Genomic DNA, 13,805 nt, shown 5'->3' with positions numbered 1-13,805 from the left:
TTTTATTTATTTTCCTGTCAGGCTGAAATTTTCTGCTTTCGTCTGTTGTGTCGTCGGGCATACAGCTCCTTTATCTATCGCATCCTGAGTGATGAGCTCTTGTACGATGATCATCGCGGGTGCCAGCACTTCAGCAATCAAATCTGCCTTATGGGTCGGTCGCACCACTCGCCCACAAGGAATGAAGAGCGGATCGTCAAATCTCGCCCGGAGTTTGCTCAGCACATTGCTGACTGCAGGTTGCGTCACTTTCAGCGATTTGGCCGCCCTGGATACACCTCTCTCCTGATAAATTACCAAAAACGTCACTAACGAATTGAGGTCAAACTTGTGGAAGATCGTTTGATCAATTGGCATCAAGCTTCTCCGCCAGTATGCGGAAAGTAGCTGGCGAACCGAACACCCAGTGAACGCTGGCCAATCATCCAAATTAATGTGTTGAACTCTGAAGCGATAAAATGAGCATGCATCGTTTCCTTGTTTTCCCAGTAGCCACTCAGTAACCAAAGGTTAGGATACAATGCACTGTGAGCTAACCCGTAGGCCAAGCAGCCGGGCATTTTTTCAAATCTAGAGATGTAGTTTGCAACGCAGCATTTGAGATCGCTTACATTGCCCTCTGCAATTTCGATTTCAAGAGTGCTGACAGCGTTGATTAACATGGCAATACCCCTATTAAACTACTTTGACCTGCTTCTCCGGACAGAACTGTAACGTCGGCTATAACTATGAAAGGTTTTACACTTCAAAGATCCATCAAATCTTGAATTGCTTGACCTGTAACCGTAGTCGTTCGCCGAGGTCCGTAAGTTTTCGTGCTGTGTTCGCACCGACCAACGCATCATCTGCAACAGCATCCACTGCGTGGGCAATGGCGGTCATGCTGCGATTGATTTCCTCGGCAACCGATGTCTGCTCTTCTGAAGCGCTGGCAATTTGTGCGTTCATGTCGTTGATGGTTTCGATCAACAGCGCAATCGAGTCCAATGACTCTCCGGCCTGATTTGCCAGCTTCCCGGTGGTCTCGCCGGACTCGCTGGAGCGCGCCATGGCGACCACCGCTTCTTCGGCGCCGCGCTGCAATGAACTGATCATTTCGTTGATCTCTACGGTGCTTTGCTGGGTACGACTGGCAAGCGCTCGTACTTCATCTGCCACTACAGCAAATCCACGGCCAGCATCTCCTGCTCGCGCTGCCTCGATTGCAGCATTGAGTGCCAGCAGGTTTGTCTGTTCGGCAATTGATCGGATAACGTCCACAACGCTCGCGATCGAATGAACATCTGAACGGAGGTTGTCGAGCGAAGCACTCGTTTGGTTAACATCCGAAATCAATGCATGGATGCTGGTGATGCTCTTGTTCACGACAGACTTGGCTTCGCTGCTCACATCGGAGCCTTCGCGAGCAGCCTGCGAAGCACTTTGCGCACTGGCAGAAACCTGTTGAGCTGCCGCCGACATTTCGTGAATGGCGGTGGCAACCTGATCGGTCTCAAGTCGCTGCCCTGCCATCGCTTTTTCGGAACGAGAAGCCTGAATAGATACATTGTCGACCAACAGTGCCAATTGAGTTGTCATCTCATAAATCTGTCGGACCAGCCCATGAATTTTTTCGACAAATCGGTTGAACGACTTCGACAGTGCGCCTAGTTCATCGTCGTTTCCGTCGGGCAGACGGCGTGTCAGGTCACCGTCTCCGGCAGCGATATCATCGAGATTCTGCTTGATTATCAAGATAGGTTTAACCAAGCCATTACCCAGGAAAGCAGCTACGACTGCAACGATCAGCAGCAGCAATGCCACTACCGTTACGATCATTGCGGCAGAAGCACCCAAGCGCGTCTGCATAGATGTCGCAATGATCTGTACACGTTCTTCTACGTCATCCAGATTGACTTGAGTGCCAAACGACATATCCCATTTAGGAAGGTAATGGTAATAACCGATCTTTGGAACTGGCTTGTCACTGCCCGGCGTTGGCCAGTCATATCTGAAAAATGAAGGCCCTGATTTACTGGCGGCGACGAGGCCGCGAATCACATAGATCCCGTTGGCATCCTTGACGTCCGAAAAATCCTTTCCAATATCCTGGTCTTTATCAGACCAAAAAACACGCACACTGCCGGACGTATACCCAGCAAAATAACTCGTCTTGTCGAACTGGAGCGTCTTGAGAATGGCAATGGCTTGTTTGCGAGCCTCCATATCTCCCTGGGCCGAGGCATCGTAAATTGGCTTGATAGCAGCCTCTGCGATTTGCTGATAATTCTTGAGGGCAAGTTTGCGCTCTTCCAGAAGCAACTCCCTGGTTTGCTCGACCTCCTCTGCCGCCAGACTTTGTAATACAAACCAAATTATTCCGCTGATGATCAGCGCCAGAGAAAAGCTCGGAATAACGGCGAGCAATATGACTTTACTGCGAAATTTAAGAAACACGACGCCCTCCCCTTAACAGGATAAAAAACCATCGATATTTTATTGTGTGAAGATTCTTAGCCGACAAAAATTGAATCGCTCAATAAACTCTTGAAGGCGCTTACTGATCAATAGAATGGATACCAGATATTTATCCAGCACCCCGTCGTTTAATTCTGAGCAATGTTCCTGACACCCTTGATCTCACAGACTTCCACGTAGAACAAAGCTCTGCCATCCGCGCATGTGATTGATAAATCGCTCGCTCAACCCGGCCTTGCGCAAATAGTCAGCCGTCACTGGAAGTTTCGGACTGTCATAGAAGGGGTTTGCCTGCACTTGAAGAGGGAAGTCGCGCTGAAGAATGCCGGCCCGGCCAATCAACACAAAGTCGCACCCTTCGTCCATCAATTGCCCGGCACGCTGGGCGCTCATAATCTTGCCTGCTGTCCCTACCCTTACTCCTCTACGCGGAAGCTCTGTGAAGACACTCAGCATGCTCTGCCCCCTGAACGTCCCGTCTTGCACTATTTGAGCGGAGTCCCAAAGAGCCAGATCCAGATAGTCGATCACCTCGCGATCCAGAATATCCGCGGTAATATCACGCAGTTCCTCCAGAAGCAGCCCGTAGCGCTCGACCGACAATCGCCAGCCGATCTGAAAGTCAGGACCACATTCGCGTCGAATACCTTCGATGACTTCAAGAGTGAGGCGAGCACGGTTCTCAAGGCTACCGCCATATTTATCTGTACGGTCGTTGAATTGCGGGGACATGAATTCCGACAGAATCCACCCGAAAGCACCGTGAACTGCGACACCATCAAACCCTGCCAACTCGGCTCTTTTCGCGCCGGCAATGAAGCTGTCGCGAATGCGCTCAACCTCTTCAGTCGACAACGCCCTGACGCCCGGTACTGTGTAATCGGAAGCAGGCGCTGGAACGCCTCCCAGCAACGGATTTGCGCGGTGTCCCGCATGGTGCAGTTGCACCGCAGAGAGACCGCCACCTTCACGAATCGAAGTGGCCATCTGCGTCAAACCTGGTAGATGAGCGTCGCTGAAGATGCCCAACTGCCGGTCAAATCCGATACCCGTTTCCTCTACATGCGTGGCGCAGGTTTGCATCAATGCGTAACCACCTTGCGCAACCTGTCTGATCCATTCCTGATCGAATTCGGACGCGAGACCGTCACGCCCACTCTGTTGATTGGTAAGCGGGGCCAGCATGAAACGGTTTCTCATTGCCGGGCCATGCAAGAGCGTGAGCGGTTTGAATAAATCTGAAACGGACATGTAAAAAATCTCCAACTGACAAGTGCGTCTTACCAACATCGACCAGCAGCGTCGGGTAAAGGGCCAGACGAGTTCGAAAGGCCCTTCGCCCCCTTCCCTGTCAGCCTTTCGTCCCGGGCTTTTCAACGTCGGAGACTTGCCAGCCCCCTCCGAGTGCGCGCACCAGGTCCACGGTCGCTCGAGCACGCTCGCCTTCTGACTGGATAAGCGATTGCTGACTACGCAGCAGGGTACGCTGCGCATCAACCACCACCAGGTAGTCGACATCCCCCTCATCGAATCTTTGCTGCGCAGACCGTGCGACGCGGGACGATGCTTCTTCTCCACCGCGCTGATGGACGATTCGCTCATCCAGGGTCCTGATGGACACTAATGAGTCCTCAACTTCGCGGAAGGCCTGGAGTACGGTCTTGCGATACTCAGCGACCCTCTCTTCGTAGGCTGCACGGGCGCGGGCGATGTCGGCCTCACGTCTTCCGCCATCAAAGATGGGCAAGCTCAAGGCCGTTCCTACAAATGGACCCAAAAGGAAAGTCCGCTGCGACCAATTGGTCAGATTTCCCAGATCCGTCGACTCATAGCCCACAGCCCCAGTGAGCGAGAGCGAAGGGAAAAAGGCCGCCTTTGCCACGCCGACCCTGGCGTTCTCGGCGGCCATAGCTCGCTCCGCGGCTGCGATGTCCGGTCGACGCTCAAGTAACGTCGATGGGATACCTGGCGGAATCTGAACGGTGACGTTTTCCAAGGGTTTTGGCTCAAGTGTGAACGACGCCGGAGGCTTGCCCAGCAAAGTCGCCAACGCGTGCGCGACCAGTGCGTACTGACGCTCCACCGCCAATTGTTCAGCGCGCGCAGAGAACAGTTCTGTCTTTGCCTGGTCGACAACATAGCTGGCCACGTCGCCGTCACTAAGTCTTCGTTGCAACAGCGTCTCGGTGTCTTCCCGAAGCTTTACAGTTTCCCGTAGCAAACGATGTTCACCTTCCAGTTGCCGCAGGCTGAAGTAGGTTCTAGCGACGTCGGCCTGAACCAGCAGCAACATCTGATGGGCCAATGCTTGCTGCTGAGCTGCATCAGCCTGTGCGGCTGCGATCCCTGCCGAGACACGACCAAAAAGGTCAACTTCGTAGCCCACGGTGGCCTGCGCTCGCCACAATGTTTGCGTGGTTCCTGGCGCGCCATCTCCATACCCGTCAGCGGCACCTGAAGTGCGCTGGCGAGTCGGGCCGAAGCCTAGGTCTACGTCCGGGAAACGGGCTGCCTGGCTTCGGGCGGTGAGGGCCCGTGATTGCTTGAGCCGCGCCATTGCGATGGTGACATCGGGGTTGGCTACGAGAGCCTGCTCTTCCAGTTGCTCAAGCGTAGGGTCGCCCAGCACCTTCCACCATGGAGAAGGTTTTTGCTGGTCCGCGGGTTCTGCCGGCTGCCATCGACCAGGCTCTTCAGTTGGCTTCAATGGGACAAGTGCCTGGTGATGGGACTCTGCAAAATTCGCCGGCACGTCGAAGTCCGGTCTGTTCTCGACGGGCGTCAACGAGCACGCTGTCAGAAGCGACACACCGATCGCCAGTGCAATTGCACTCTTGTTCGCGCGTGCCCCACGCAGGCGTGTGTGGATTCGATTGGTCATACCAGGCCCTCCGGCTGCTTCTGTTCAAGATGATGAGGGGCGAGGGCCGGAGCTTTGTGATGCGCTGCAGAGTGCAATGGTTTTCCTCCGCCAAGTGCCCGAACGACCACGTAAAACAGCGGTGTAAGGAACAGACCGAAAAGCGTGACGCCAATCATTCCAAAGAAAACTGAAATGCCCATCGCCTGGCGCATCTCCGCGCCTGCACCCGTGGACAAGACGAGAGGAATGACGCCCATGATGAAGGCGATTGAAGTCATTAGGATCGGCCGCAGACGCAGCCGACAGGCTTCGATCACTGCGTTGACCGTGGATTTCCCGGCTATCTCCAGCTCGCGGGCAAACTCGACAATCAGGATGGCGTTTTTCGACGCCAGGCCCACGAGCACGATGAGACCGATCTGCGTGAAAATGTTGTTGTCACCCTTTGTGAGCCATACGCCGAGCAATGCGGAGAAGATGCTCATTGGGATGATCAGGATGATGGCCAACGGCAGCGTCAGGCTCTCGTACTGGGCGGCCAGGACGAAAAACACCAGGAGGACGCAGAGCGGAAGAATCCAGACCGCGGTATTGCCTGCGATGATTTGTTGATACGTCAGGTCGGTCCATTCATAGGTCATGCCGGCTGGCAGCGTTTCGGAAGCGACCCTTTGAATAGCGGCCATTGCTTGGTCCGATGAATAGCCGGGGGCAGGACTTCCGCCGATGTCAGCCGCCGTGAAACCGTTGTAGCGAACGACTTGATCTGGACCGTAGGTCTGACTCACCTTCGCCACTGAGGCGAGCGGGATCATCTGTCCGGACTCACTGCGTACGTGCAGTTGCCCAATGTCATCCGGTTTGGAGCGGTATTGATTGTCGGCCTGCATCCGTACTTGATAGACACGCCCAAGGAAGTTGAAGTCATTGACGTAATACGAACCAAGGAAAGCTTGCAACGTATCGAATATCGCTGGCGTGTCCACACCGAGCTGGAGCGCTTTTGCACGATCGATATCAATCTTCAGCTGAGGAACGTTCACCGTATAGGTTGAAAACAGCGGGCCGAGTTCCGGCGCTTGGGACGCCTTTTTGATGAAGGCCTGAGTCGCTTTGTACAGTTCCTCATAGCCCAGGTCCGACCGATCCTCGATCTGTAACTTGAAGCCTCCCAGCGTGCCCAGACCATAGACCGGCGGAGGTGGGAAAATACCGGTGAAGGCGTTACCAATAGTGCTGAACTCATGGGCCAGGTCGGCCGCAACCTGATTGGCGCTGATGCCGTTGCGGTCCTTGAACGGTTTGAGCAGAACGAAGCTCAGCGCAGTACTGGAGCTCTTCGTTACCGCGTTGATCGAAAGGCCGCTGTAGGCCGAGGTCCCCATGACCGCAGGATGTTTGAGCGCCATCTCATTCATCAGGTTCATGGTTGCTTCGGTGCGATCCAGTGTCGATCCTTCCGGCAACTGGGCGAGGCTGACTAGATATTCCTTGTCCTGTGCAGGGACAAAACCGCCGGGAACATGACCCGTAAGCCACCAGGTAGCAGCGAGCAATCCGGCGTACACCACGAGCATTGCGCCCTTGTGCTTTACCAAACCACCGATGCTTCCACCGTATCCAACGGAGGCTCGATCAAAGGTCCGATTGAAGCGTCCGAAGAAGCGGCCAAACAGTTTGTGCGTCACACGAGTCACGGCATCGGGCGCTTCGCCATGTCCCTTCAAGAGCAAGGCCGAAAGCGCCGGGGACAGCGTCAGCGAGTTCACGGCAGAGATCAGTGTCGAAATGGCGATGGTGACCGCGAACTGTTTGTAAAACTCACCGGTCAACCCACTAAGGAAAGCCAGCGGAAGGAAAACAGCGGACAGGGTCAGAGCGATGGCAATGATAGGACCACTGACCTCTCGCATCGCCTGGTACGTCGCCTCACGGGGACTGAGCCCGCGCGCGATGTTTCGCTCCACGTTCTCGACCACCACGATGGCATCGTCGACCACAATTCCTATCGCGACCACCAGCCCAAATAGCGACAGCGTGTTGATGGAGTATCCAGCCAGCAGCAAGAAGGTAAATGTGCCGATGATCGATATCGGCACTGCCAGCAACGGGATGATCGATGCACGCCATGTTTGCAGGAACAGGAACACGACCAGTACTACCAGCGCCACGGATTCGAGAAGTGTTTCGACAACCGCATCGATACCACTTTGGACCGCACGACTCGGCTCATACACCACGCGGTAAATCAGGTCTTGCGGGAAATCCTTCTCGAGCTCCTCCATGACTCGGTGCACTTCTCGAGAAATCTCCAGCGAGTTTGCCCCAGGCGCTTCTTGCACTGTCACTGCGACGGCGGGTGCGTTATCCAGTGTTGCACGGATGCCATAGTCCTCAGCGCCGAGCTCTACTCGAGCGACATCGCCCAACCGAGTGATCGCCCCACGAGCATCGGACTTGATGACAATCCTCTGGAACTCTTCAGGGGATTTGAGTCGCCCGTCGGCGTTGACGTTAAGCTGGAAGGCAGTGTCCGAAGGGGTAGGTGCGCTGCCGATGGTACCGACTGCGGCCTGAATGTTTTGACGGCGAATGGCGTCGGCAACATCGTTGGCGCTCAGGCCACGCTCAGCCAGCGCGGCTGGGTTCAGCCACACACGCATGGCATAACCCCCAGGCCCCCAGATCGACACTTCACCAACACCTGCAATTCTTGCCAAACGATCCTTCACGTGGAGGATCGCGTAGTTGCTCACGTAGTTATTGTCGTAGGTGCCATTCGGCGAAACCATGTGTACGGCAATGGTGATGATGGGCGAGTTCTTAATTGCCGTAACGCCCAGCCGTTGAACATCCTCGGGAAGTCGCGCTTGAGCCTGGGACACACGCGTTTGCACGAACTGTTGAGCTTTATCGGGATCGGTTCCGAGCTTGAAAGTCACCGTCAGATACAGGTGTCCGTCACCGCTGGCTTTCGAATCCATGTACAGCATGTCTTGCACACCGTTAATGGACTGCTCCAGTGGTGCCGCAACTGTTTCCGCGATGGTCTTTGCGTTCGCGCCCGGGTATTGAGCATGCACCACAACTGAGGGAGGAATGACCTGTGGGTATTCCGAGACCGGCATATTAAACGCGGAAACTATCCCAGCGAGCAGGATCAGCGCAGACAGCACACACGCAAAGATGGGACGATCGATGAAGAATTTAGAGATGTTCACGACCGGCCTCCGATTGAGGCACTGACGGGCTCCTTCTGAACGTCGGCGGCGACCGCAGATACCTCGGAACCCGGTGGAGCCCGGAATGCTCCGTCCACAATGATCCTGGTACCCGCTTCAACTCCGCTGCGTAGAACCCGTTCTTTTCCCTGGAGAACGCCGAGCTCGACGAAACGCCGTTCGACCTTGTTCTGAGCGTTCACGATCAGCACGTACTTGCGGTCTTGATCGGTACCCACGACGGCATCGTCGACCATCACGGCGTTGTAAGGCTTCCCTCCCTGAAGATGGACTCTTGCCTGGAGACCCGGGAGCATTTCGGGGCTCACACGGTCAATCCGGGCGCGAACTCGCACCGTTCCCGAACGAGTATCCATCTGGTTATCGATCGCCTCGATGATGGCCGCGTAGGGGTAGGCGTTATCGTTAGCAAGACCAACTTTGACCACCGGTTGCGCACCGGCCTGCAGCGAGGGTGCGATGATTCGCAGGTAGCTCTGCTCGTCCACGTTGAAAGACGCGTAGAGCTTGTCGTCAGAAACAATTCGGGTGAGCGGTGTCGCATCCCCGCCTGCCCCTACTACGTTGCCCGCCGTGATTTCCGCGCGTGAGATACGCCCTGCAATCGGCGCCCTCACTTGTGTGTAGCTGAGCTGCAATTGAGCCTCAGCCAATGCAGCCTGCGCTCCTTTCAAAGATGCCGCCGCCTCTCGGGCCGCATTGTCGAGCACGTCAAACTCTCTGCGCGCGATTGAGTTCGACTCCATCAGCCTTTTCCCACGAGCCCGCTCGAGTTCCGTAAGCCGTTTGCGCTCTTCAGTAACGGATAGGTTCGCCTGCGCCTGACGCACCTGGGTCTCAAGCGGCGCCGGGTCAATCGTGAAAAGAAGCTCGCCCTGACGAACATGCTGACCGGCCTTGAAATGCACGGTCAGCAACGTTCCCGGCACTTTTGGTCGCACGTCTACGACGTCCACCGCTTCGAGGCGACCGGTGTAGTCCTGCGAGTCCGACACCGCACGTTGCAGTGCTGGTTGGTACTTCACGGTCGGCAGTACCGCGGCTGCTTCTGCGTGTACTTGCGAACCATTAGTCAAGAGGACACTCCCGCCGCCAATCACTGCGATGGCAACCGTCAGGACCGCTAGATGATGTTTCTTCAAGGGATTCATGTGATGTGCCTAGCCAAGTTGGATAGCTTGGAGTCTGAGCACGCTTCGCATGGACATCTAGATCAAAACCTGGGTAAATTTATTGCCTTTTTTGGAATAATTACCACCTTTCGTCCGCGCAAAAGTGGCATAAATAGGTAAAACTCAAGAAAAACAAGTCATACTTATTGCTTGAATGAGAACAAATTTTGGTAAGGAGTGATGAAGTGAACCGCCTCCAATCAATGCAAATCTTTACTCGCGTCGTCGAAATGCACAGCTTCAGTCGGGCAGCCGATAGTCTTTCCCTACCACCTTCGCGGGTAACGCGCGCGGTGAAAGATCTGGAGGCATTTCTCGGCGTCTGTCTGTTAAGACGGACCACTCGCCATATCAGCCTGACCCCGGATGGCACGTTCTATTACGATCACTGCAGGCGATTACTGGCCGACGTTGAGGCTGTCGAGTCCAGCTTCCCGGGATCTGCCGGAAAGCCTCGTGGCCGCTTGCGAGTAGACATGACACTGTCCCTCGCGCGCCTTGTTGTCCTGCCCTCGATCAAGGACTTCCAGTCTCGTTTTCCAGACGTTGAACTGACTTTGACAATGTCTGACCGAACCGTCGAATTGGTTCAGGAGGGTATTGATTGCGTCATCCGTACGGGAACCCCTGAAGACTCTTCGACGCTGGTTGCAAAACGCATTGGCGGCTTTGACTGGATAACATGCGCCTCGCCGGAGTACCTCGCTCTTCACGGGACGCCGAAGTCCCTTGAGGATTTGGCCGGCCATCAAGCCGTGGGCTACTTATCGAGTCGAACGGCACGCTCGATGGAATGGCACTACGTTGTGGATGGCGAGGACCGCTGTATCAGGATGCCGGAGCGCCTCATCGTCAACGATACGGATGCGTACGTAGCATGCGCCCTCGAAGGCTTGGGGATCATTCGCGCAGGAAGCTACATGGTGATTCAGCACCTCATGAGTGGCCGCCTTCAGCCCATACTGAGCGACTACTCCGCTCCTTCAGTTCCGCTGTCTGTCATCTACCCCAAAAACCGTCACCTTTCACCCACCGTGCGAGCGTTCGTGGACTGGGTAGCCGATGTCGTTCGTGAGGCAGAACCTGGTTGGCGATCGACATGAACGGCACATGGCGCTGCCCCCCAACGCTTTTTTTCACACAGTGGAATTATTTATTGCAAATCCGAGGGTTGTAACCGAGGAGCAAACCATCAAGTATCCCGCCCATTAATCCGGTAGACAGGCTGACGCCTGCCGTTGATGGAGAAAGAGTGTGAAAAAGGTCTTGATGCTGCTCGCAAATGGAGTTGAGCCAATGGAAATGGCTGCGTTTACCGACATCCTCGGTTGGGCTGATCTGCTAGGGGATGAAAGAATTGAACTGGTAATGGCGGGACTCAGGCCAGAAATCGTTTCTACTTTCGATATCACTATTCGGCCAAACCGAATGCTGGCAGATTTGGACCTCAATGAATTTGATGCACTGGCGCTACCTGGGGGGTTCGAACCCAGCGGATTCTACGAGGAAGCGTTGAGTGAACCGTATCTAGCCGCTATCAAGCACTTTATCCACGTACAGAAAATTGTTGCGAGCGTTTGTGTTTCATCACTGAGTCTGGGACATGCCGGAGCGCTGCAAGACAGGAAGGCTACGATTTATCATCAAGTCGGTGGGCGCAGGAAGCAGCAGCTTGTCGACACAGGGGCAATGTTCATTGATCAGCCAATCGTCCGCGACAAAAACATCATTACCTCCAGCGGTCCTGGCACCGCATCGGAAGTTGCTTTTTTGTTAATTGAAATGCTGACAAACAAATCTAACGCCGACACTATTCGCAAAATCATGCGATTTCCCACACCAGATAGACATTGGTACGAAACCGCTCAAGTTTAATTAAGTACCGCATTAAAAAACCTTAACTGAAGGCGATCAAGATTTAACTGCCGGACGAAACTCGCCCGTCAATTAAGTCGTTTTTATTTCACCCACAACTCAAACAGGATTTAGACATGAGTAACTTCCTCAACGGTATCAATGTCCCTGCCCTGCAAGGTTTTGCGCAAAGCATCAAGCAAGATGTATCAAAACGTCATGCGCGCTTCAACGTAAAGACCAAGTGGCAGCATCAAACCCGCAGCGTGGCGACTGTGAGCCGCTATCACCTGAGTGGTCAAGATCACCCTCGTCACTTTGAAATTGCGGCCGACGAGCCACTGGAACTGTTGGGGGAAAATACTGCGCCAAACCCACAAGAATTACTGATGGCAGCGTTGAACGCCTGTCTGTCCGTTGGCTATGCAGTGAATGCTTCGGTGATGGGGATCACTATTCACAGCCTCGAAATTGAAACCGATGGTGAACTGGACCTGCGTGGATTTCTGGGGTTGGATGAGAACGTCAATCCAGGTTATGACGAGGTAAGCTTCGTTGTTCGCATTCATACCGATGCATCGACCGAGAAAGTGGAAGAGTTGCATCGCGTAGCCACCAAAACCTCAGTCAATCTGGCCAACTTCTCAAAGGCCATCCGTATGGTTCCCATACTGGAAGTCATATCCGACTAATAGCTATTAGTTGAGTCAATGATTGCTATCGTTTTTAACCCCTGACTAATCCTTCTCAATTTGCAGCCGACCTTCGCTGTGTCGGCTCTGCTCTGTGCACAAAACAATAATAGTAAATGGAGTGCTCCACATGTATCGATCCACTTTGTCCCTAGCGGTCGCCTCGGTCGTGCTCGCCCAGAACGCAAGCGCCGCCAGTTTTATCGAAGACAGTAAGGCTACATTGGGGCTGCGTAATTTCTACATCAACCAAGACTTCCGTGATGGTACCGGGCCGAGTAAATATGAGGAGTGGGGGCAAGGCTTCGACCTGCGCTTTACCTCCGGTTATACCCAGGGCACGGTCGGTTTGGGCGTAGACGCAATAGGCCTGCTGGGCGTACGACTTGATTCGGGTGGCGGTACGAACGGTGCGAGCAACAACGCTTATGGCGGTATAGTTTTCCCAAGCAAGTCCAACGGCGAAGCAGTTGATAACTTTTCCAGCCTGGGCCTGACCGCTAAAGCCAAAATCTCGCAGACTGAATTGAGGCTAGGCACCCTGCAGCCGAAGCTGCCAGTCATCGTGACCAACGACGGTCGCCTGTTGCCGCAGACCTTCCAGGGCGGTCAGATCACTTCGAACGACATCAAGGACCTAACGCTGGTCGGCGGTCAGATCGAGCACGTCAAGGGTCGTAACTCGAGTAACAACGAAGAATTTTCGATCGCGGGCGCTAATGGCCGCACTGCATCGGGGCGTGACAGCAACAAGTTTATTTACGCAGGCGGTGACTACAAAATCACAAAGGATCTGACTGCCCAGTACTATTACGGAAACCTGGACAATTTTTACAAGCAGCATTTTGTGGGGTTGATTCACAACTGGGAAATCGGCTCGGGTGTTCTGAAGTCCGACATGCGTTACTTCAACAGCTCCGATGACGGTGCCAATGGTCACGACTCGACTTACTACACCACTGGCAATTATCACGCGCCCAGCGGTAAGGGTAAGGTCGATAACAATTTATACAGTGGCCTGTTTTTGTACTCGGTAGCCGGTCATACCTTCGGCGGTGGTTATCAAGTCAGTAACGGCAGTAGCGACTTCCCTTGGCTGAATCAGGGCGATGGCTCTTCGGCATACATCATCAGCGACATGCAAATCCAGAAATTTGCCCGAGCCGGCGAGCGCTCCTGGCAAGCACGCTACTCCTATGATTTCGCTAAAGTTGGCGTGCCTGGTTTGACTGCTGGCGTGGTCTACGTACGCGGAGACAATATCGATACCATGAATGCGGCAGGTCGCAAAGCGGCTAATGACGCCTCAGAGTGGGAACGGGATTTGACCGTTGGTTATGTTGTTCAGTCTGGCGCCTTTAAGAACCTAGGCCTGATGTGGAAAAACGCCACTTGGCGCACTGAGCTGCCAAACACGCGCTCCCAGGATGAAAACCGCCTGATCGTCAGTTACTCCATCCCGCTACTATAACCTTAAAACTTTCTGCCTTTTCGAGATACCTCGCAGCGCATTCATACCCTGAAT

Annotated in this window: 11 protein-coding genes and 1 pseudogene; 4 read left to right on the top strand and 8 right to left on the bottom strand. The window is 54.2% G+C overall.

Features of this window, described 5'->3' with window-relative positions:
- Positions 1-6 precede the first annotated feature (6 nt).
- The 8 genes and pseudogenes from PSEUDOMOFG3G_RS11125 to PSEUDOMOFG3G_RS11095 form a co-directional block, all read right to left on the bottom strand.
- Positions 7-357: a LysR family transcriptional regulator gene (locus PSEUDOMOFG3G_RS11125; RefSeq protein ID WP_139049952.1), complete on the bottom strand. Its 351-nt coding sequence runs from the start codon at positions 355-357 to the stop codon at positions 7-9.
- Positions 357-662 carry an antibiotic biosynthesis monooxygenase gene (locus PSEUDOMOFG3G_RS11120; RefSeq protein WP_139049951.1) on the bottom strand — a complete coding sequence of 102 codons (306 nt, stop codon included), beginning with the start codon at positions 660-662 and terminating at the stop codon, positions 357-359. The genes PSEUDOMOFG3G_RS11125 and PSEUDOMOFG3G_RS11120 overlap by 1 nt, the downstream gene beginning before the upstream one ends.
- 94 nt (positions 663-756) lie before the next feature.
- Positions 757-1,512, bottom strand: a complete 756-nt coding sequence (locus PSEUDOMOFG3G_RS28375) for a methyl-accepting chemotaxis protein (protein ID WP_373685074.1) — start codon at positions 1,510-1,512, stop codon at positions 757-759.
- 102 nt (positions 1,513-1,614) lie between these two features.
- Positions 1,615-2,436: pseudogene (locus PSEUDOMOFG3G_RS28370) on the bottom strand (cache domain-containing protein); the annotation flags it as partial.
- 183 nt (positions 2,437-2,619) lie between these two features.
- Positions 2,620-3,708 (bottom strand): NADH:flavin oxidoreductase, encoded by a 1,089-nt coding sequence (locus PSEUDOMOFG3G_RS11110; RefSeq protein WP_139049949.1) that lies wholly within the window; start codon positions 3,706-3,708, stop codon positions 2,620-2,622.
- 100 nt (positions 3,709-3,808) lie between these two features.
- Positions 3,809-5,338, bottom strand: a complete 1,530-nt coding sequence (locus tag PSEUDOMOFG3G_RS11105) for an efflux transporter outer membrane subunit (protein WP_139049948.1) — start codon at positions 5,336-5,338, stop codon at positions 3,809-3,811.
- Positions 5,335-8,541 carry an efflux RND transporter permease subunit gene (locus tag PSEUDOMOFG3G_RS11100; RefSeq protein WP_139049947.1) on the bottom strand — a complete coding sequence of 1,069 codons (3,207 nt, stop codon included), beginning with the start codon at positions 8,539-8,541 and terminating at the stop codon, positions 5,335-5,337. The genes PSEUDOMOFG3G_RS11105 and PSEUDOMOFG3G_RS11100 overlap by 4 nt, the downstream gene beginning before the upstream one ends.
- The gene (locus tag PSEUDOMOFG3G_RS11095; RefSeq protein ID WP_139049946.1) at positions 8,538-9,713 is read right to left on the bottom strand and encodes an efflux RND transporter periplasmic adaptor subunit; all 1,176 of its coding nucleotides are present in this window, start codon (positions 9,711-9,713) and stop codon (positions 8,538-8,540) included. Before PSEUDOMOFG3G_RS11095 ends, PSEUDOMOFG3G_RS11100 begins: the two co-directional genes overlap by 4 nt.
- A gap of 206 nt (positions 9,714-9,919) precedes the next feature.
- Between PSEUDOMOFG3G_RS11095 and PSEUDOMOFG3G_RS11090 the strand changes: the two genes are divergently transcribed.
- From PSEUDOMOFG3G_RS11090 to PSEUDOMOFG3G_RS11075, 4 genes are all read left to right on the top strand, one after another.
- Entirely contained in the window at positions 9,920-10,837 is a 918-nt protein-coding gene (locus PSEUDOMOFG3G_RS11090; protein ID WP_139049945.1) for a LysR family transcriptional regulator, read from the top strand.
- A 151-nt stretch (positions 10,838-10,988) separates the two neighbouring features.
- On the top strand, positions 10,989-11,609 hold the full coding sequence (locus tag PSEUDOMOFG3G_RS11085) for a DJ-1/PfpI family protein (protein WP_139049944.1): 621 nt from the start codon (positions 10,989-10,991) through the stop codon (positions 11,607-11,609).
- A 116-nt stretch (positions 11,610-11,725) separates the two neighbouring features.
- On the top strand, positions 11,726-12,280 hold the full coding sequence (locus PSEUDOMOFG3G_RS11080) for an OsmC family protein (RefSeq protein ID WP_139049943.1): 555 nt from the start codon (positions 11,726-11,728) through the stop codon (positions 12,278-12,280).
- A gap of 130 nt (positions 12,281-12,410) precedes the next feature.
- Complete coding sequence (locus tag PSEUDOMOFG3G_RS11075; protein ID WP_139049942.1) at positions 12,411-13,751, top strand: OprD family porin; 1,341 nt, start codon at positions 12,411-12,413, stop codon at positions 13,749-13,751.
- Positions 13,752-13,805: the final 54 nt, after the last annotated feature.

This window comes from Pseudomonas sp. FG-3G (assembly GCF_901007645.1).
Lineage (GTDB): Bacteria > Pseudomonadota > Gammaproteobacteria > Pseudomonadales > Pseudomonadaceae > Aquipseudomonas > Aquipseudomonas rhizophila.
The sequence above is the reverse complement of the archived record's forward strand: the minus strand, read 5'-3'. Positions and strand labels throughout refer to the sequence as shown.